The 21,160-nt window shown below is 33.3% G+C and carries 18 protein-coding genes; 1 reads left to right on the top strand and 17 read right to left on the bottom strand.

Going from position 1 to position 21,160, the window contains the following annotated elements; all coding sequences use genetic code 11:
- Positions 1-57: 57 nt before the first annotated feature.
- The 9 genes from HZF24_RS00650 to HZF24_RS00610 all read right to left on the bottom strand — a co-directional run bounded on the left by HZF24_RS00650 (position 58) and on the right by HZF24_RS00610 (position 9,581).
- A complete protein-coding gene (locus tag HZF24_RS00650) occupies positions 58-1,623 on the bottom strand; it encodes a putative bifunctional diguanylate cyclase/phosphodiesterase (RefSeq protein ID WP_179236328.1) in 1,566 nt (521 codons plus the stop codon).
- 1 nt (position 1,624) lies between these two features.
- The gene (locus HZF24_RS00645) at positions 1,625-1,822 is read right to left on the bottom strand and encodes a hypothetical protein (protein WP_179236327.1); all 198 of its coding nucleotides are present in this window, start codon (positions 1,820-1,822) and stop codon (positions 1,625-1,627) included.
- A gap of 172 nt (positions 1,823-1,994) precedes the next feature.
- Entirely contained in the window at positions 1,995-2,882 is an 888-nt protein-coding gene (gene hag, locus HZF24_RS00640) for a flagellin Hag (RefSeq protein ID WP_179236326.1), read from the bottom strand.
- 174 nt (positions 2,883-3,056) lie between these two features.
- Positions 3,057-4,220, bottom strand: coding sequence for a polysaccharide pyruvyl transferase family protein (locus HZF24_RS00635; RefSeq protein WP_179236325.1), 1,164 nt, complete (start codon positions 4,218-4,220; stop codon positions 3,057-3,059).
- A 43-nt stretch (positions 4,221-4,263) separates the two neighbouring features.
- A complete protein-coding gene (locus HZF24_RS00630) occupies positions 4,264-5,019 on the bottom strand; it encodes a cupin domain-containing protein (RefSeq protein ID WP_179236324.1) in 756 nt (251 codons plus the stop codon).
- A 4-nt stretch (positions 5,020-5,023) separates the two neighbouring features.
- Positions 5,024-6,205: a cytidylyltransferase domain-containing protein gene (locus HZF24_RS00625; protein WP_179236680.1), complete on the bottom strand. Its 1,182-nt coding sequence runs from the start codon at positions 6,203-6,205 to the stop codon at positions 5,024-5,026.
- Entirely contained in the window at positions 6,205-7,074 is an 870-nt protein-coding gene (locus HZF24_RS00620) for an N-acetylneuraminate synthase family protein (RefSeq protein ID WP_179236679.1), read from the bottom strand. The genes HZF24_RS00625 and HZF24_RS00620 overlap by 1 nt, the downstream gene beginning before the upstream one ends.
- A gap of 6 nt (positions 7,075-7,080) precedes the next feature.
- Positions 7,081-8,973: a motility associated factor glycosyltransferase family protein gene (locus HZF24_RS00615; protein ID WP_179236323.1), complete on the bottom strand. Its 1,893-nt coding sequence runs from the start codon at positions 8,971-8,973 to the stop codon at positions 7,081-7,083.
- A complete protein-coding gene (locus tag HZF24_RS00610; protein WP_179236322.1) occupies positions 8,967-9,581 on the bottom strand; it encodes a hypothetical protein in 615 nt (204 codons plus the stop codon). The genes HZF24_RS00615 and HZF24_RS00610 overlap by 7 nt, the downstream gene beginning before the upstream one ends.
- 258 nt (positions 9,582-9,839) lie before the next feature.
- On the opposite strand from HZF24_RS00610, the gene HZF24_RS00605 reads away from it, so the two are divergent.
- Positions 9,840-10,358 carry a hypothetical protein gene (locus HZF24_RS00605; RefSeq protein WP_179236321.1) on the top strand — a complete coding sequence of 173 codons (519 nt, stop codon included), beginning with the start codon at positions 9,840-9,842 and terminating at the stop codon, positions 10,356-10,358.
- A 26-nt stretch (positions 10,359-10,384) separates the two neighbouring features.
- Here the strand turns inward: HZF24_RS00605 and HZF24_RS00600 are convergent, their stop codons facing one another.
- The 8 genes from HZF24_RS00600 to fliD all read right to left on the bottom strand — a co-directional run bounded on the left by HZF24_RS00600 (position 10,385) and on the right by fliD (position 21,048).
- Complete coding sequence (locus HZF24_RS00600) at positions 10,385-10,606, bottom strand: type II toxin-antitoxin system HicA family toxin (RefSeq protein WP_179236320.1); 222 nt, start codon at positions 10,604-10,606, stop codon at positions 10,385-10,387.
- A complete protein-coding gene (locus tag HZF24_RS00595; protein WP_179236678.1) occupies positions 10,606-10,812 on the bottom strand; it encodes a type II toxin-antitoxin system HicB family antitoxin in 207 nt (68 codons plus the stop codon). The genes HZF24_RS00600 and HZF24_RS00595 overlap by 1 nt, the downstream gene beginning before the upstream one ends.
- A gap of 135 nt (positions 10,813-10,947) precedes the next feature.
- Entirely contained in the window at positions 10,948-12,909 is a 1,962-nt protein-coding gene (locus tag HZF24_RS00590; RefSeq protein WP_179236319.1) for a flagellin, read from the bottom strand.
- 366 nt (positions 12,910-13,275) lie between these two features.
- Entirely contained in the window at positions 13,276-15,753 is a 2,478-nt protein-coding gene (locus tag HZF24_RS00585) for a bacteriohemerythrin (protein WP_179236318.1), read from the bottom strand.
- Between the two features lie 218 nt (positions 15,754-15,971).
- On the bottom strand, positions 15,972-17,996 hold the full coding sequence (locus HZF24_RS00580) for a methyl-accepting chemotaxis protein (protein ID WP_179236317.1): 2,025 nt from the start codon (positions 17,994-17,996) through the stop codon (positions 15,972-15,974).
- Between the two features lie 99 nt (positions 17,997-18,095).
- On the bottom strand, positions 18,096-18,443 hold the full coding sequence (locus HZF24_RS00575; protein WP_179236316.1) for a flagellar protein FliT: 348 nt from the start codon (positions 18,441-18,443) through the stop codon (positions 18,096-18,098).
- A gap of 9 nt (positions 18,444-18,452) precedes the next feature.
- Positions 18,453-18,830: a flagellar export chaperone FliS gene (fliS, locus tag HZF24_RS00570; RefSeq protein ID WP_179236315.1), complete on the bottom strand. Its 378-nt coding sequence runs from the start codon at positions 18,828-18,830 to the stop codon at positions 18,453-18,455.
- A gap of 13 nt (positions 18,831-18,843) precedes the next feature.
- Positions 18,844-21,048 (bottom strand): flagellar filament capping protein FliD, encoded by a 2,205-nt coding sequence (fliD, locus tag HZF24_RS00565; protein ID WP_179236314.1) that lies wholly within the window; start codon positions 21,046-21,048, stop codon positions 18,844-18,846.
- Between the last annotated feature and the right edge of the window lie 112 nt (positions 21,049-21,160).

Raw genomic sequence — 21,160 nt, 5'->3', positions numbered from 1 at the left:
GGGCATTCCCCTTTATCATCATAGACTTTCCCTATGTTAGGGAGGGTCCCTTTTCCTCTACACATATTCCGATGTGGGCAGTTTATATTTTTTTCTGCCATTACATATAAGCGCATTGAATTCTGATATGGGGATTGGTTTTTCGAAAATAAATCCCTGAGCCATATCACAACCTATATCTCTTAAAAAATCAACCTGCATATCGGTTTCTACACCTTCCGATATAACATTCAGATTTAAATTTTTTGCCATATTAACAATATTGTTAACGATGATTTGTGAACTGTAATCTTCGATATGTTCTAAAAATATCTTATCCAGCTTAAGAGTATCAATAGGCATATCCTTTAATAACCCCAGGCATGAATAGCCCGAACCGAAATCATCCATTGATATATCAAAACCATCATTTCTGAATTTTCTCATTACAGTAAAAACTTCGTCCTCTTTTTCATTGCTGAATACCACCGATTCAGTAATTTCAATTTCAATTAAATTGTCAGGTATATTATAATTTTCCTTTATTTTATTGTAATCATGTACAAAATTTGCGTTTAAAAAATGTATCCTTGAAACATTTACCGAAACAGGTACCACATAATATCCTAAATTGAGCCAATTTCTTAAATAAAGACATACCTGTTCAAAAACAAATTTATCAAGCTTTGTAATAAATCCATTCTTTTCAAAAATCGGGATAAATCTGATTGGATTTAATAACCCTAACTCCGGATGATTCCATCTGACCAACGCCTCGGCACCGGATATTTCACCTGTCTTTAAATCTACCTTCGGCTGCATGTAAACTTCAAATTCATTTCTCTCTAAAGCTCCATACATACCGTCCTCTAATTTTTTAACTTCGATTAAATTATTTCCGATGCTGTCATTATAAATTGCATAGCTGCTTTTGTACTCGCTTTTCAAGTCACCTTTTGCAAAAATTGCCTTATCTATCGCTGAGCGTACATCGACATTTTCATTATCTATAAAGCATATGCCTGCCATGATTGCCGGCTTTATATTGACTTCGTTCCAAATATCCAGACCCTCAATTTTTTCAGTTATATTTTTAATTCTGCTAACTAACTCATCCTGCTCAGAATATTCAAATAAAACAAAAAAATTATCTCCTTCAGCCTTGCCGAAAACCTCATTTACAAAATTATCATTCAAAATCATGCCTATCTGCATAAGTATTTCGTCGCCTATTTTATAACCGACACTGTTATTTATTATCGAAAATTTATTTATATCATAATGAGCAAGCGCATATCTTTTTTCAATATTATTATTTATATGCTCCTCAGCATCAACAATAAATTTAAATTTGTTTCTTACATTGTACAATATATCCGATTGTTCCAAGTTTTTTAATTTGTTGTATATATTTTTCTTAAACGATCTATATACTTTTATTATGAAAAAGCATAACCCAATTATCATTGCAATAAAAATAAAATTAAAAAGAGTAAGCATCCATTCACTATATGTAATTTCACGCCCTCCTATTATACGTATTATAGAAAATATAATTATTAATGTACCTATTAAAACAATTGTAATAAATCTTTTTATCAGGGGAGTAAACTTTAAAATCTTATCGTTGTTAATCTTATTCATCTCAGTACTCCATCAGTTTATTCACAAATATACGAACCATCATCCCTTTATTGTCATTCTGAGAGCTTGCCCGAAGAATCTCTTCTCCGTCATCCTGAGCGAAGGATCTCAGCTCTTCTCTGTCATCCTGAACGTCAGTGAAATTTGCCCTAACCCCATTTATCAGAGTCTTTTTTCTGAGAAATGGAAGGTAGGTCATTCGCAACGAATTCCCAATGCTTGCGACCAAAGAGAGCTAAGTCATTGGTGAATGAGACTGGGAATCTCATCAATTCACTCATTATACAATATCGGCATTATATTCATAAAATTTATATCATAATAATAAAAACATAAAAATAAGGGGTTCTCACCCCTTATTAAGTTTTTAATTACTGTAATAACTGTAATACACCTTGTGGCTGCATGTTTGCCTGAGCAAGCATAGCCTGAGCAGCTTGAGTAAGAATGTTGTTCTTAGTGTACTGCATCATTTCTTTAGCCATATCAACGTCTCTTATACGAGATTCAGCAGCTGTTAAGTTTTCTGAAGTTACTCCTAAGTTGTTAACAGTGTGCTCTAATCTGTTTTGTAAAGCACCAAGACCAGCTCTTTGTTCTGAAACAGCTTTAATAGCAGCATCTAATGTAACTAACGCAGCCTGAGCACCAGTTTGTGATGATAAATCAATAAGACCAGTACCACCAGTACCAATTAATCCTAACCCTGTTTGACCCATATCATTGATTGCCAATGACACTCTTTCATATTGATCGGCAGCATGAGCTGTACCACTAAGAACAGTGTTTGCACCAATTTGTAATGTTAATACACCATTTCCACCACTTCCAGTTGTTCTCATATTACCATTAAGCAAATCAATACCATTGAACTTAGTTGAATCAGATATTCTGTCTATTTCTGTCAATAATGCGTCCACTTCTGCATCAATACTGTCAAGATCTTCACCTTTGTTTGTTCCGTTTGCTGCCTGAACTGCCAATTCTCTCATTCTTTGAAGAATAGCATGAGTTTCATTCAATCCGCCTTCTGCAGTCTGAATTAATGAAATACCATCTTGAGCATTTTTAGAAGCCATTTCCAAGCCTTTGATCTGAGCTCTCATTTTTTCTGATATAGCCAAACCCGCAGCATCATCACCTGCTCTGTTGATTTTGAAGCCTGATGAAAGTTTTTCTAAATTTTTACCTGTGTTATTATTGTTAATTCCAAGCTGTCTTAAAGAATTCATTGCGTTAAGATTGTGTTGTATTCTCATAATTACCTCCGTGTAATTTTATCGGGATCCTTCCCTTTTATTATAATTTTATTTTTGAGTAAATTATTTTCAACACCGGGCCCTTGGTGCTAAAAATAATTTACTGTTACAAAACATATATCGTAATTATATTAAATTAGTTTAGCTTTTTTTATAATTTTTTTTATTTCAACTTTAATTAGTTATGTACCAATTTTTAACCGCATCATAAAATTCAATGCTTTCTTTAAATATATTTGAATTTACTCTTTTGTAATCATTCCTTATCTTTTCCAAATTAATTATTGTATTTTCTATTTCTTCTCTTAAAAGGCTTTTAAAGCCATACTTGTTCACTTCTATAACTCTATCATTTAAATCAATTTCCCGGTATAAATCAAGTATTTTTTTATAGCTGCATAAACCTATAGTAGGAATATTTTGTGCAACGGCACATACATTGCTATGAAATCTCATCCCCATAATAAAATCACATTCTTTATATAAGCCAAAAATATATTCTTCAGACCCTTTTCCTGTAAGGCACGGTGATACAACAACACGGGTTCTTCTATATTTATCCTCTATTTTTTCCAACAAGTCATAAATAGCACTCAAGTCACTATATATATGGGGGAATAAAAGTATTTGATAGTTTTCATGTTTTTTTAATAATTCATTTAATTCTTCAGCAAAGCCATTAATAAAATTCTCGTATGAAATGAAGCCCTTTACTTCGCTGTTAAATCGAATTTCTTTCATATCGGCAACAACATTTATACCAATAGACTTATAATCATTCTTAATCTCCGGAAAATCATATTTTTTAGAATCCATAAAAAAAGCTCCGTCCGGTACTCTATAAAATTTATTATCGAACAAATTACCATATAACTTCTGTATTGTCTCATAAGAGCCGTCATTCCTGACGCTAACCAATATATTTTTATCACCTGTAATACGTTCCATAAACAATCTGAATTTCTCTATTGAATTTTGGCTCGCACCTTTGGCAATATCACAACCTACTCCATGAAATAATATCGGCGTTTTTATTAAGTTAAGTGTTTCTTCCTTAATATTTATTGTCGTTCCTGTATGTGAATAATCCCATTTTAATTCAAAAAAATTTCCGCCACCAATAACTACTAAGTCATGATTATTGCATAAATCAATGAAATCGTCACTATTAAAATCTCTAAGATTCCATGATTTATAAAATTCTCTCATCTCAATATTAGTAAAATCAATTTCTCTGCCTAATGTCTCGATTAATCTTTTTCTGAATCCGTTATGATTTGCATTATCCCCTATATTTCCGTTGAAACTTGCAACATGCAATGCCTTAATCTTCTCCAAAGTAAATACCTCCTTTTGCTAATTATGTCCCAATCAGCTTTCATTATTGAATTCTACCATAAGCATCTTCATATCTTATAATATCATCTTCGCCAAAGTAGTCCCCAAGCTGCACTTCTGCAATCATAAGAGATTTTATTTCAGATAAATTTACAATCCTATGCTTACACCCTTTCGGTATATAAATAAAACTACCGGATTCCACTTTTTTAACCGATTCACCAATTGTAACTTCTCCTGTTCCATTAATGACCACCCAATATTCTTCTCGTCGTTTATGTTCTTGTAAACTTAAAATTCCTTTAGGATTAACTTTTATAATTTTTGATTGAGAGTACTCATTAATAAAAGTTGTCTTGTAAATACCCCACGGTCTGTTATAAATCTCATGCTCAAGTAAAGAGTCATCCAATTTAGTAAAATCATAATCTAAATCAAATTGAATATCTTTTAACAGCAAGACATGCATATTTGTTTTTGTAATTACATTGAAAAGTCTGCCACATTCATCTATGATCGGGAGAAATTTTATTTTTGACTTCTTAAATAAATCAACTATTTTATTGAATTCATCATTTCTAAATGTCTTTTCTGATTCTTTATTATATACTTTTTCTATTTTTTCATTTATATTCATACCTTTAATGAACCCTCTTCTTATGTCACCATCTGTAATCGTTCCTAAGAAGTATTTCTCATCATCAACAACTATCAAAAACCCTTTGTTGTTATTATCAATTTTAGTTAAAGCATCCAAAATTGATTCCGATGGTTTAATTAAATAATTGGTTAAATCCATATTATCACCTTTTTTTTACATTTAAAATAATCTCGACAATCTCTCTGACAGCACCTTCTCCGCCCTTAGCTTTAGTTATTATTTTTGCTGCATCCTTTACACAATCCATACCGTCATAAACTGTACATCCAAGCCCTACAGTTCGAATAACATCTAAATCATTAATGTCGTCTCCAATATAAGCAATTTCTTCATACTTCAAGTTATACTTTGAGCAGATATCATTTAGTATCTCCATCTTATTATGGACACCTAAATGCACCTCATCTACTTTCATCTTCTCAGCTCTTCGCCTTACTAATTCAATGTTTTCACCTGTAATAATTCCGGTTATAATTCCGGCTTCTTTAAGTAATTTAAAACCCATTCCATCTTTGGTATTAAATTTCTTGAGTTCATCTCCGTTTTCTGAATAATACATGCCACCATCTGTCAATACTCCGTCACTATCTGTAAGAAAGCATTTTATTCTTCCTATATCTGCATCACAAGTATTATTACTTATATTTTTCTTTAATAATTCTTCTACAATTGCCCAATCGGATGGTTCGTCTATTTCGTAATACGTATCTTCAGACATCTCTATTGCTGTTATATTTCCTGAGATTCTACATTGGCTGGATAAAAGATTTTTCTTTGAAGTAATATAAAAAGCTCCGTTTTCCACTAAAAATCCGTCAAACTCTTGCCTTCTTGGACGTTTTGAGGGAATATAGTTAATTGCAACGGCAGAACTTGATTTTTCTTCCCATATGAATCTTTTTTGTCTGACCACTGATAGTGCACTATCAATTCCGTTTTCAAAATATTTATTTATGCCTTTTGTAATATCTTTGCTTTTTAAAAGCGGTGAGGTGGCTTGTACTAATACAATGTTTTCAAAATCATAATTTCGAGCAAATTCAATCATAACTGATTCTGTCGTTGCCGTATCTGTAGATACTTCTTCAGATCTATCTATTACCTTAACTTTGTCTGAACTATACTTTTCAACTGTTCTTTTAATTTCTTTACTATCTGTTGAAACTACTACTGAATCAATTTCATCACAATTAACGGTTGCATCTAAAGTCCAATAAATTAACGGGCGATTGTTAATCAATTTTATGTTTTTTAAAGGTATTGATTTACTACCACCCCTTACCGGAATAAATGCCACTGTTTTTCCAATAAAATTTTTCAAAATTATCTCTCCCTGTATTTCAACTTTTCTCGTTGAACCTTTTCGATATCTAAAATCTCTTCTTTTTTATAGCTTAATGCTTTGTTTGTTGCAACCAAATCATTTTTTAATCTTCTGATTCCATTTGGTTCAAGAGAAGCCGCATGGTCTGTTCCTTTCCACGTTCTGTCAAGTGTATAATGTCTTTCAATTGTGGTTGCTCCTAAAGTATAAGCTGCTATATCTACAGCAACACCTAAATGATGCCCTGAGAATCCAACTTCTTTTACCCGCGCTCCGAACTTATCTTTTAATCGAACTATTTCTAACAGTGCGATATCTTCGTACGGAACAGGATAACCTGATGTACAGCTATAGATGACTAAATCCTTATTTCTCCCTTTATCTTCGAATAACCTAACAATTTTGTCTTCTTCCTCATGCATTGTCATTCCAAAGGATAGATGTATTTCACCCTCGTAATTATCACATAACCACTCCAACATTTCGTAATGATTGTTACATGCCGATGGAATTTTTATAAGTTCCGGTTTTAACGATGCTATCTCTTTTGCAGATGTAAGGTCCCATACTGATGTACTATATGTAATTCCAAATTCTTCACACCATTCTTTTAATTGTCTATGCTGTTCAACATCAAATTCCAAGAACTCTCTATGAGCTCCATAAGTATCTCCATAGGAATTTGCCGGATTTGGATGAGGTGCATTGTATTGCTCTTTTGTCAATAATTCTTTGTTGTTTCTTTTTTGAAATTTTATTACGTCTGCTTTACAGAATATTGAAGCTATTTTAATTAATTCTTTTGCTATTTCCAGTTCTCCTTTATGGTTACATCCTGCCTCTGCTATTAATCTTGGTTTTTTGTAAATCATATTTTACTCCTCCTCACTATTTTTCTCAACATATTCATTAATACTTTCTTTCATATCATCATAAATTGGTTTTATCATTTCTATATCATTGATACATATATCTATAAAATTGCCGAAGCTTTTTATAATTCTCTTGCCTTGTTCTTGTGGATCTTTTTCTGCATTCAAGCTTTCTATACTGTCTGCCAGTATCTTATATTGAACTCTGTTCATAGGAAGTATGAATGTTTTATAAAAATCATTGTTCTCTATTTTTTTCAATTCTTTATCCAGTTTTACATATAAATTTTTAGCCTGAGTATAGTTTCTGTTGTTTATAACCTTTTCAATTTTATTTAATATTGCTCGATATTCCTTGTTTATCTTTAAAGCACTCCCATATGCTTTATCCATATTTTTTGACTGTGATGCCATATATTCTTTATCATAACGTGTTTTATTTTTTTCTAATTCATCAAGACCCTCTTCATCTACCATTTTTCGCCTTAGGTCACTTTCAATTATATCCCTTAATTCTATAAACTCTGCACCCTCGATTCTAGCTCCGCCTTTAGTAGTATTTATAACGTTTATATTAGGAAGTTGTTTAATATATCTTTCAATTTGATTTCTCATAGAATTAAATCCGTTTGTAGTCATTATCTCATTTCCATAAACATCTTGTACCCAAATGCCTTTTTTTAATTCCTCATCCGTTAATTCAGCTTTGTGATACGTTATTCCTTCAGAATACCTCTTTTTATCGCAATAACCCAAATTTTGCCCAACCAATATTATTTTTTCAAATCCTAATATATACAACAACTGAAGCGTTGCCGCTGCCACAGTTGGAGCATCAGAAACTATGTTTACTGTACTCCCATCATCATTTCTCATATAATATAACGCTATTGCATCCTGACTTGTTATCATATGATATTTATTTCCCGGATAATCTTCTAATGTCTTATATCCGGCTGATGATCCAAAAATTATAGGAATTTCAGTTATCTTTTTTTCCTTTATCGTTTCAAAAACTACTTGATTTTTAACACTTGGATCAATTGCAGATGTTGCATGAGGATATATGTTATTATAAATAAGTGTATTAACAGCCGACCCAACACTAAATATGTATGCTAATCCATTATCCTTAATATATCTAAGGTTTTCAATTTCTTCATTCAAGGATGGACCTGCTGCAACTAATATAGCTGTTTTATTTTTAAAAGTACCCATCTTTTCCGATATAATGCTCGGAGTGGATAATACTTTTTCCATATTTCTCATGCTATTTGTTATCCAATCTTTTTGATGAGCATAATTCGTATGCAAATTAATTCTTTTACCAATTATTAATTCCTTAAATTTACTAAAAAAGACATTGTATTGCTCTTCGAATACATTCTCATAAATTGGTAAAGTTGATATTATAATTTTTTTATTTATTTTATTAAGCAAAGTATTAAGAAAAGCATTCCCATACTCTGGTTCAAACTCACATTGCATGATTTCCAGATTGCCACCAGCTAACTTTTTTAAGTTTATATTATCTAAAAGAATTTGAAACACTTCAATTGATGGTTCATAAAGTGAAAATGATGTATTAGGATGTCTCTTTGTAAATACATCTACGTGATAACCAAGACCTACTCCATAAAAAATCACGTGTGAATTTTCGTCAATCTTTTCTTTTTCTTCAAGTTTATTTATAATTGATTCAGCTTCTCGTAAAGGATCGTACTTGCTGTGAAGATAGAAGATTTTTTCTTCTTTATTAACTATAATGGTTTTCTGGTTATTCCTAGTATTTTCTATAGAGATATTGCTTTGCTGATTTCTTGTGCTTTCATTTTCTAATTCTTCATACAATTTAGGATAATTGTTTTTTAAAAATACAATATTATCAGTTAACATATATCCACCTCGGATATTAATGAATTTAATTTTTCAACCATAACCTCAAATATAGGTACTATTTCATATAGCAGCACGTCCCCTATTAATATATTATCTTTATTAAGAACTGCATTTTCCAATTCAAAAACTATATCATTAAATTTTGATATCTCTTGCACATATTCATCCCATACTTCATAATCTACGATTATTTCATCAGAACTTTCAATCGAGTTTATTTCTGTAAGTGATTGTATAATCCATTGAATTCCTTCAAACAAATCTGTAAGATGAGACCATGTATTTTCATCAGGTTTTTGATAGAATTCTTCTGCTAATTTATTAATTATAGGAATTGCATTTTTCGAATATTGTTCAGCTGACTTAAGTGATTCATCAACTATTTCCGAAAGCGATAAGGCAATAACTTCTATTTTCTTAATATCTTTAATCTTTTCAATAATGTAACCATCAAAATTATCGTATATTTCTTCGCCATCAATAATAAGATGAGAAAATTGCAAATCTTCCTTATGCAAATACTCATTAATGCCATTAAATATATCTTCTATAAATTCAGGATCATTCTTACACTCCAATACCTTGTCTTTTATATGTATATTCATATATTGCCTTCTTTCTATAAAGTTTTCTGTTTCTTAATAATTTTGCTAATCTTTCTGTCAATAAGGTTCTTTTATTATTATCGTCATAAAAATACAAATATTAAGAGTATTTATGTTGAAAAATGCTTATTTTTATTGCAATTATACCATTATAATAATATATCCGCAATTGATTTATGCTAATATTGACTTATTTTAGTAAAAATTGTTTATTTATATCAAAATATGCCGATATATATGTATAAGGAGGTGGTAATTATGATTAATGAAATCAATTCCGTTAATCCATCGATAGCGCCTAATAATAAAACTGTAGATAATTCTAAGACTAAAGACATAAAAAAAGAAGTTAATTCAGTAAAAAACAATAGAAAATATGACAGCATAGAAATTAACAAGCTAATTACTGATAATGAAAAAAGGATAGATGACTTTAAAGAAATGATCCGCAAAATGATTGCGAAGCAGGGCGAAAAATCCAATCTTACATTGTTTGGAAAGAATTTAAATGTGACCGTTGAAGATTCGCAAAAAGCTGCCGAAGCAATCGCAGAAGGCGGTGAATATTCTGTAGATGCAGTAGCTACAAGAATTATGGATATGGCTAAATCATTGGCAGGTGGAGACAAATCAAAGATTTCTTTATTAAGAGATGCGGTTAAGAAAGGCTTTGAAGCGGCAGGTTTGGAATTTAACGGTGGTGAAGGGCTTCCCGATATATGCAATCAAACATATGACGAAATTATGAAGCGTTTTGATGAATGGGAGAACGAATAAAAGAGTTGGTTTTAAACCAGCTCTTTTTATTTTAACTTTTCAAGAAAATCTTCCAATGATATTCCTGCAAGCTCAAGAATACTCTTCAATGTCCCTTTTGCAACTTCATCGTGCATAGGTATTATTGTTATTTTGTTTCCGTTAGTATATTTTACATGGCTTCCTTTTTGACTTTTATATTCAAATCCAAATTTTTTTAAACAATCAATTACTTCATTTGGCTTTAAAACAGGATATTTGGAACCCATTATATCGCTACCTCCATAGTGGTAACAAACACAGGCAGCGATATGCTTTCAACATCGTTGTCCTCGTAATATAATGATATCGCCTCAGATAAATTAGCCATTGATTCTTCAATAGTCTTGCCCTGAGATGCTACATTATTTTCTAAACATCTTGAAACATACCAGTCTTCTTCTTTTTGAATAACTACTGTGAATTTGACACTCATTGTATCATTCCTTTCCATAATTATTTATTATGATAATAATAAATTCTTTTATATATTATATCACAAAAATAAAATAAATTGCAATTTAAATAGTGTTTCAAAGTTCATTCAAAGTTCATTATTCAAATATTTACCCTATTTTAACAGCGCAAGTACCGATTCGGACATGGTTCTTATTTGCGGCATAATGCTTTGATTAGCTTGCATAAGAATTTGTTCCTTAACGTATGCTGCCATCTCCTTAGCCATATTAGTATCTCTTATTATACTTTCCGAGTCAACAGTATTTATATGTGAATTGTCAACATTAGATTTTGCATGCTCCATTCTGTTCTGAAGAGCACCAAATATGCCTCTTTGTTCGGAAATAATTTGTGAAGCTTTATCTATTAACGAAATAGCATTATTTGCATCCTCACGTGTAAGAACAGAAATATCATTTATTCCAACCTTTGTATTTGTCAATGCAGTATAATCTATGGAAATTGTTTCTTCCTCATTTGCACCGGCTTGTATTTCTAAATTAATTTCCTCTTTTTTCTCGTATATGGGAGCTCCGTCTATCTGACCAATACCCCATGGTTCTTCATACCAATTTGCACGAGTATAGCTTTTAGATGATAATTCATTCGTAGCTTCATTTCCTGCATATATATCAAGTCCTTTTATATTTGCCAGTTTTTCATTTATTGTTTCCACAGTGTCCGAACCACTAACACGAATACTCATAGTTATACTTCCTACATTACTGTACGATGTTGAATCTCCGGTGTTAACCTTGTAACTTGATTCTGCAGTTAAATTAAAGCTTACTTGGATATAACCGCCTGTTCCGTTGGTATCCTTAAGTAGACTCAGACCTCTATCATTATTGAGAGCATCTATCACAGAATCTAAATTGGCTCCATCAGTATCAGGATAACGGGGTATTGAAGGTCTACCTATTATATTTCCATTAATATCTTTATCTTCATACCACCACTTCTTATCCGGATCTTTCCAATCACATATGTAGTATGTATAAGTAGATTCAGCTTTAACTGTACCTATATTTGGCATTTCAAATTCGAACTGCCATTTCAAAGATGGATCAGATTCCGTTGGGTTCTGAATTAAATTATTTGTATTTTTAATTTTATTTACAGAGCTTTCGATAAAATCTGTATCGTATTTTTCAAAATCTTTTTCTGATGCCAGCATTGCAGGATAATTAATTGAAGCAGAAAAAGAAATACCGTTAATTGGTTTTTCATCATGACTAAACAATTTTGTATAGAAGCTGCTACCTGTATAGCTGTGAATTTTTGCACCGTCTATTGAAGCAATTACATCCTTGAGTTCGGCATATTTACTTACATTGTATGAGTAGGTAAAATCAATTCCTTTCAATTCGGGATTGCTTATTAAATCTAAATGGTCTGAAAGCTTGAAGCTGTGATTTCCTGTTATATCTGCAGGCCATGATATGGTGTTTGATTCATATTCATTTCCGTTGTATGCCTTCCAACTCACAACTATCCCGTTTTCGTCCGCTTTCAATAAATATTTATCATTGTCGGGTGAATATATACCGTTGTTAACAGGTATAGAATGTTTATTGTTCTCGTCAAGTGTACAGTTAGGACTCGATACATTTACCCTAATAGCATCTATCTTTTCGTGCCCTACTACGACATTCGTGTCCTGAACCCATATTTTTATATTGTTAAATTCAGTTTTATTAAATATCTGGCTAACTTCCTGCTTAAGCTGCTTAATTTCTTCTTCTATGGCTTGCCTGTCCCCACCCTGATATGTATCGTTAGATGCCTGTACAGATAACTCCCTTATCCTTAAAAATATATTCTGAACCTCCTGAAGAGCCCCGTCGGCAACCTGGACATAATTTATTCCATCGGAAATATTATCAGAAGCTTGAGATAGTCCATTGATTTGTGCCCTCATCTTTTCTGATATAGCGAGGCCGGCCGCATCATCAGCTGAACGGTTTATTCTATATCCCGAAGCAAGCTTTTCACAGTTCTTTTGCAGCCTATTATTTGCTTTTTTCATGTTACCATAAGTATTAATCATAGAAACATTATTCGCAATTCTCACAGTATCTCCTCCAAGCAGCTATCACGCTCTGTTTTCTTTCCTTTATCATATTGTTAAATGCTATAATATATATCGGATTAATCGTAAATTTTTTCACATCTCCAATGTTACGCTTTCTTAACATATGATAAAAAAAGAATTGGTTTTTGAAAACCAACTCTTTTGATTTTGTTGAGACTCCCAATCATTCAGAACAATAAAGCTGAGATTCTTCGCTACGCTCAGAATGACATAATAGTACGATATTCGGTATATTCATAGGAATGACACAAGCATACGATATACCGTTTATTCATAGCAATGACAAAACCTGAGATCCTTCACTTCGTTCAGGATGACAGAAGCGAGAACCTCAGGATGACAATGTTATAATTTCCTTGCGTATTCGCCTATTTTTTTATCCGCGTTGGAGATATGCTTTGTCAGCCAGTCTAGTATGAACTGGTTTGCGTTGATTATAACGCTTATGTTTGCTCCTGCGTCTACATATTGTTTTCTTAATTCTGCCAGCTTTTTAATAAATCCTTCGTGCATTTGCTTTTGTGAATCAAATTCAGGATAATTGATGCTTTGCATATATTCTTCTTCATCTCTGAAATGTGTCTTTGTATATTCATCCAGGAAATCAAACATTTGAATTATATATTCTCTTGATTTTCCGCTTTTGCCGGCCTCAAAAAGCTGACCTGCCTTATCAAACCAATTTTTATGCTGCGAGTCGATAAGTTCAACTCCAACCTCTAAGTTTTTTGTCCATAATAGTGCCATATGCTCCTCCTTTTTAGTTACCTCAAACGACTGTTCTGATTTTACAGTGTCTTTTAATTTTATACCATCTATCATATCCCTTAATACTTGGGCCTGACTGCTTAATTCTTCACTGGCTGCCGCGCTTTCCTCTGATGTCGCTGAATTCGTCTGAACTATAGACGATATTTGTTCAACTCCTGCCAAAATCTGCGTTACTGCATCGGCTTGCTGTGATGATGCAATTGATATTTTTTCTATCATACTTGCTGTTTCATTTGCTTTTTCAACAGCTAAATCCAGCGCTTTTTCAGTTTCCCTGGAAATTTTAGTTCCTGTATTTACGGCCTCAATAGAATTTTCAATAAGCTCCGTTGTATTTTTCGCTGCTTCTGCACTTTTGATTGCAAGATTTCTTACTTCATCGGCAACAACCGCAAATCCCTTGCCTGCTGCACCTGCTCTTGCTGCTTCTACCGCTGCATTTAAAGCAAGAATATTTGTCTGGAATGCAATACTGTCTATAACTTTAATTATTTTTGCTATTTCAGCTGAAGAATTGTTTATATTCAGCATTGCTTCATTCATTTCTTTTACATATTCATTTCCGGTTACGACCTGCCTTGATGACTCTATGGATGCCTCGTTTGCCATATTTGCAAAGGATGCATTGTCATTTATCTGATCTGATATTTCTCCTAAGGTAGCTGACAGTTCTTCAACCGAACTCGCCTGCTCTGTGGCTCCTTGAGAAAGGGCCTGTGCACTGCCCGCAAGCTGCTCTGCACCGCCGGAAACCTGTTCGGCACTTTCATTAACCTGTTTAACCATGATGTTTAAAAATTCACTGATTTTTTTCATGGATATTGCTATGGCGTTAAGATCTCCGCCGTACTCGATATCCATATTTTTTGAGAAATCTCCTTCTGCAATTGCACCCATGTGGTAAGACATATCACTCACAATTCTGTTCATACCCTTTACGGTCCTGTTCATAGATTTAAGAAGGAATCCTATTTCGTCTTCTCTGTTTGTTCTTTCAATTTCCGTATGCAAATCACCGTCAGATAATTTTCTTAATCTTTCCGCACAAAGAATTATTGGGTTCGCTATCTTTACTGCCATATTTCTCCCTGCAAAATATGCTGCAATAATTGATACTATAGATATCAATAAAATAGTAGCCAAGCTTATGTATGTTGAGCTTAAATATTCCGATTGAGGGGCACTGACAAAAAATCCCCATCCGTTGCTTCCTTCAATAGGAGCATAGGATATCAGATGCTTCTGATTATTTAAACTATACTCTCCAAAAGTAATTTCTCCGTTTAATAATTTTTTTTCCGTAACCGCCATAGATTGATTGCTGCCGTTTGCTTCGTATGCGGCAATAATGTTTTCTCCAGACAGTATCTTTTCGTAGTCAGGATGCCCAATGGTCATGCCTTCTTTGTTTAATATGAATCCATAGCCCTTTTCACCAATTTTTACTGATGAGGCTATGTCTGATAAAACCTGTCCGTCCAATACTATTACAGCCACTCCGTTTACATCTGTTCCGTATAAACCGTCCTTCCATACGGGAGCTGCTATCGTAAATGTATATTTGTTTAATTTGGTATTCATTGCCGGCTCAGATACAAATATTTCTCCCCCCATAGCGGCAAGAAAATAATCAGTATTGCTTACCAGATATATTTCGCCGGTTACAGGTGATTCTCCCGTTCCAACAGAAGAAACATTATATGCATCTATCAGTCCGTACATATTTACCATTTGCTTAACTACTTTTTCTTTTTCATTTTTTCCTATTCTTACATCTGACAGTACCGGATTCAAACCAAGGTCTGCGGCTACAGATTTATATACCTCCAGCTTGCTGGCAATAACAGTCGAAGACACTTCGGCTAGATTTACCATGGTATTTTCCAATGTATCAAATGTAGTTTTATAATTCTGGAATGCTGATAACCCACCCAAAATTAAAACCACAGTAATTATCAAGGATAAATAGCTTATAAATATCTGAGTCTTTATGCTTTTTTTACCTGAGCTTTTTTTAATAGACTTGTCTTTTTCTCCCCTTTTTTTCAACATACTGCCTCCAAATAAAGTATTATATATTTACTATCGGCATATTTAAATAAAAATTTATACTATTTATAAATAATCATAGGCTGTTGAAAAAGTTCATCCTGCAAGGCGCCGGAATCCGGGCAACCGCAGCGTATTAAACATACGTGAGGATTGACCGGATGAACGGCAACGAAGCAGGTTGGCTTTTTCAGCAGCCTAAGGGGCTTTCGCCCCTGATTTTAAACTACTTCTTCAGTATTAAATTTAAATTTGCTTATTAAATCGTTTAAAACCTGTGATTGTCCTGAAAGCTCTTCGCTGTTTGCGGCACTTGCCTCTGCCGTTGCAGCATTTTGTTGAACTACAGATGATATTTGTTCAATACCGCTTCTTATCTGATTTACCGAAACAGTTTGTTGTGCCGACGCATTTACTATTTCACTTATTAATTCATTAGTTTTGTTTGTAATCTCAACTATGCCTGACAGAGATTTACCTGCTTTATCCGCCAGCATGGTTCCTTTTGAAATAGAGCTTATTGAATTTTCAATCAATGCTGTTGTTTGCTTCGCAGCTTCTGCAGATTTTCCTGCCAGATTTCTTACTTCGTCGGCAACTACCGCAAATCCCTTGCCTGCAGAGCCTGCTCTTGCTGCTTCAACGGCTGCATTAAGAGCTAAAATATTTGTCTGGAAAGCTATATCATCAATTACTTTTATAATCTTGCCTATTTCATTTGAAGATTCGCTTATTTCGTCCATTGCAGAAAGCATGTCCCTCATGTGTATGTTTCCTTGTTCAACTTCCTTCGAAGCTTCCAGTGCTTTTCTTCCCGCATTTTCGGCATGCTCTGCATTATTTGCAATCGTATGGTAAATTTCATTTACTTCAGCCGATAATTCCTCTATTGCGCTTGCTTGTTCTGTCGTGCCTTGAGCAAGTGTCTGCGCTCCGTTGGAAACATTAGCAGCATTCATGCTGATAAATTCTGATGAATCCTTTATTTTTCCGATTGTATCCATTAAGGTTCCAGATACATGGAGTAAGCTTTGTTTCAATTTAGCAAATTCACCATCATAATCATACTGCAAATCCATCACTAAATCGCCTTCTGCTAAATCATTCAACACATTAACACTTTCATTTATATAATTAATATATGATTTTAACCGTACGGTTAAGCTCTCAATAGATTCTGCAAGAACGCCTATCTCGTCCTTACTCTTTACATCAATGGTTACATCCAATTCGCCCTGAGCTAACTTATTGGTAATATCGGTTATAGTTTTTACCGGTTTAGTCATTCTCTTTATAGCTATGGTTAGAACAACCAACAACGCAATTAATACAGCTAAGAATACAAACACTATAGTAAGTATAAGCTGTCTTGTGTCAGACATAAATTCGTCTTTAGGGAGAGATGATAAAACTTTCCACCCGGTATTGCCTATCTGCACACTTTTTCCCAATATCTTCTGATTGTTGATAGCATATTCCACAACGTTATTGTCATTGTTATTAATTGACTGAATCAGATTACTGCTTATGCCGATTTCATCTATATTCTTTAAAATTAATTCTTCATTTTTATGAGCTGCTATAGTATTGTCTTTTGTTAACAGTGAAAAATATCCAGTCTCACCCAATTTATGATTACTTACCATTGCAGTCAGCTTATCTATTGCTATATCAACTGCAGCAAGACCCACAATCTTTCCGTTAGCTCTGACCGGTGCGGATATGGTTATGACTACTCCTCCTGTGATTGCATCAATATATGGCTCCGTAATACATACCCTGTCCTCAGAAACTGCTTTGTAATATTCCTTTGAGGTTACATCATACATTGAAGTTGAAAAAACAGTCGGAGATGCAAGATAGTAATCGGTTTGTGCTATATACGCTGTTAAAATTACATCCGGATCTGACTTCTGAGTATCCTCGGTAGTCTTAGAAGCAATCATGAAACCTTCTGTTTGCTTCAGAGTATTCCACCCCTTTGCATTAACCATGAAATTCTGCAAGTTCTTATCCTGTGCCATTTGTTGTACTATCGCTATATATCTTTCAAAAAATGCTTCTGATTTATTTCCTATACTTTCAGATGTTTCATTCAGTACGGTTTTTTTAGTTTCCGTAAACCGATTATTGATTGTAGTTCCTATAACTAATCCGGTTAATAATAACGCCACAAAGCATACTACAAAAATTGAAAACGTTATTTTAAATGTTATACTTTTGGTTGACAAGCTTTTCTTTGCCATTTATTCTCCTCCATTTGTATTGATTATTAACTATATATCGGATAAATTTTATAAATATTTATATCGTTGTAAAATTAACGAGCAGGCAACGCCTGCTCGTTATGCTTGAATATTTATTGTCTCAGATTTATCAGGCTGATTTAAATTCTTTTTTACATCCTTTAATTCTGCATTTATATTCTTTCGAATTTGATTGTCCATGTCTGAAATTTCCTTAAAAGCTTCTCTTATTTCTTTTTTTATTTCTTTAGCTTCATCTGTTTCGTCAGTACCGCAATCATTTAATTTTTCATTAATAGAATTTATTTTTTCAATAAACAGCTTTCGCTGTTCAAGCATAGAGTTTACTTTATCGTATTCGGTTTTTAATGATAGGCTTACTATTTTTTCGGTAAATTCTTTCAACTCTTTAGCAGCTTCTAATTTATTTTTTAATAGCTTTTCCATATATCACCGTTAACTCTTAGATAACTTTGCTATTTTATCAGCCTCTGCCCATGTGTTTCGCAAATCTTTTATCATAGGCATTATTTCATTTATATACTTAGGATCATTATAGCCGGCTGCCTTAATCAGTTCTCTATTGAAAAACATATATAATTCTGTCAGATTCGGAGTTATTTCATATTGCTCGTCCAATGTAACTATCAGATGATTAATTATTTTTCTGCTTTTATCCAATTGTATTTTTGATTGTTCAAAATCCTTGTTTTCTATTAATACTATGCTGCGATTAAGCTTTTTAATCAATTCATCAAATATCATTATAAGCAATTCGCCCTTTGTCATAGTATTTATAGAATTTATTTTATATTGTTCATATGGATTCAACATTTATTTCACATCCTTATCCCATCATATCCGTTAACCATGAGCTTTGAGCATTGAGATTACTCAGTGCCTTCTCCAATGCAGTAAATTGATTCCAATATCTTTGTCTTTCAACTTCAAGTGCCTTTTTCAGTGCTTCCATTCTTTTGTCATAATCCTTTATTTTCTCGGAAATATTGTTCTGATCCGATGTTCGACCGCTGTCTAATCCTGCTTCTTCAATAAGGATACCGGATGTACCAAATGCTCCTATATTTTTCGTCAGTACTTCTTTCAACTGTACCGCCAGCCCCGGCGTTCCACCTTCTTTAGTTCCCGTAAAGAGACCGGCTATTTCATCCGGGTTTTCCATTAACGCTTCTTTGAATTTCTCCTCATCCAAGACTAGCTTTCCGCTTGTATCCATAAATGCGGGAGATATACCGATGTTTGCCAGAACAAAATCACTAACATCCGTCTTACCCATCATGCTCATTCTGAAATCAGAAAGAACAGACGTCATTTTACTGTCCCCAAACAAAACACCTTTTTGGGCTTCTTTGTTCCAATTTTCAATTTCCTTTTCCGTCATTTCATCCTGCTGCTCAGGTGTTAACGGCGGATATTTGCTGTTTGGTTTTTCTTTTGTCTTAGTTCCTATTAAGGTAATAATTTCATTGTAATCATCAATAAATTTCTTTACCTTCTCAACAACTTCGTCAACATTGTTGGTAACGTCAAAGGTTATATCATTAAGACCTTCCGCGTTTTTATTTAACTCAATGTTTATTCCGTCAATTGAAATGTTAGCTGTACTTCGGGTAAAATCTTTAATTTCTTTGCCATTTAATGTATATGAAATAACCGTATCAGTACCTTCTGTAGAAGTCCATTTTGATGATTCGCCAAACAATGCTCTTGATAAACTTCCTGCTCCGTCATCTTTTATGTCAATACCTATGTGTGAACCGGTTTCATCTGCCTTTATAGAAAATGAATCAGAGATAGAAGAATAGCTGATATTTATTTTCATATCCGCATTGCTGTTGATTGCTTTTATTACATCATTTAATGTTTTATCTTTTTCGAACGATAACGTTGTATTATTGATTGTTATTGAATATTTACCGTCTGCATCCTGTGTTAAACCTGCAATTCCTGAGTTTTCCAAGGTTGCATTCATATTCAGCCTGTTGGAGTTACCGCTTTTTAAGCCTGTTAACTGACTTAAATCAGAACTGATACTGTTTATACTCAACAAATTTGTTTCGCCTTCTACGGTAAATGTAAGCTTTCCATCGTTTTCATCGACAGTTATCTTGTTATCTCCATACAACTTATTGAGCTCATCTTGCAAGTATGCAGCCAATTCTGAAGGATCTGTTATTTCACCGTCAAGGTTAATTTGCTTTTTTACTCCGTTATAGTCGAATGTTATATAAGAATTAGCATCTGAAAGAATCGATTCTGCTGATTTTGTTAACTCTGATCTCACTATATATTCTGTAGATGATCCTCCCTCTTCACTTCCAACCTTGAAATTTAATACATCTAAAAAATCTTTGCTTGCTGACGAAATATATGCACCATCTGTCAACATAATCTTTGCTTGATTTCCTTTTTCAGGATTCCTTTCAAAAGAAAATTTAAGTTCACTCGGTATATCATCAATTTTAGCAAGCTGCTTATTGAGCTGATTAACAACCTTTGCAAATGTATCACCCTCAAAATCTGCATCTATTTTTAAATTATAAGTTTTATCATTATATCTTACACTGAAAGTTTCACCTGCTAAAGGCGAAATATATTCACCTATTGAATCTGACTCAATTACATTGCTTGAAACCCTATGCGAAGATACCAATGTTGCCGCGGACGCAACGCTCGTTATGCTGTCAATGGAAAAATTCTTAATATTCTCTGCGTTTCCCGTTACATTAACATAATTTGAAGACGGCTTGAAGGTGTGTGCCTCAAAAAAGCTCGCACTCAAAATATTAGTTTTTGAACCTGTTGAGTATGAAAAATATTTATCGCTGAAAGCTAACAATTTTGAGCTGACTTCTCTGTATGCTTCCTGCCTGTACAATAATTTTTGCTTGGATTGATATTGTCTGTTTATTTTGTTTCTGGTAGCTGCAGTCATTTGTTTAACCAATTCGTCTGTGTCCAGACCGGACATTAAACCGCCGAAGCCTTTGTTAATTGTAGTACCATATATACTGTTTGATATTGATGCCATAATTTTCTCCTTTCCCGAAAGCGACATATAGTTACTTTCATTTGTATATTTTACTTATATTCGTTAGTATTAAAACCTGAGATTCTTCGCTTACGCTCAGAATGACAGAGAA

This window comes from Sedimentibacter hydroxybenzoicus DSM 7310, from assembly GCF_013403245.1.
Taxonomy (GTDB): domain Bacteria; phylum Bacillota; class Clostridia; order Tissierellales; family Sedimentibacteraceae; genus Sedimentibacter; species Sedimentibacter hydroxybenzoicus.
The sequence above is the reverse complement of the archived record's forward strand: the minus strand, read 5'-3'. Positions and strand labels throughout refer to the sequence as shown.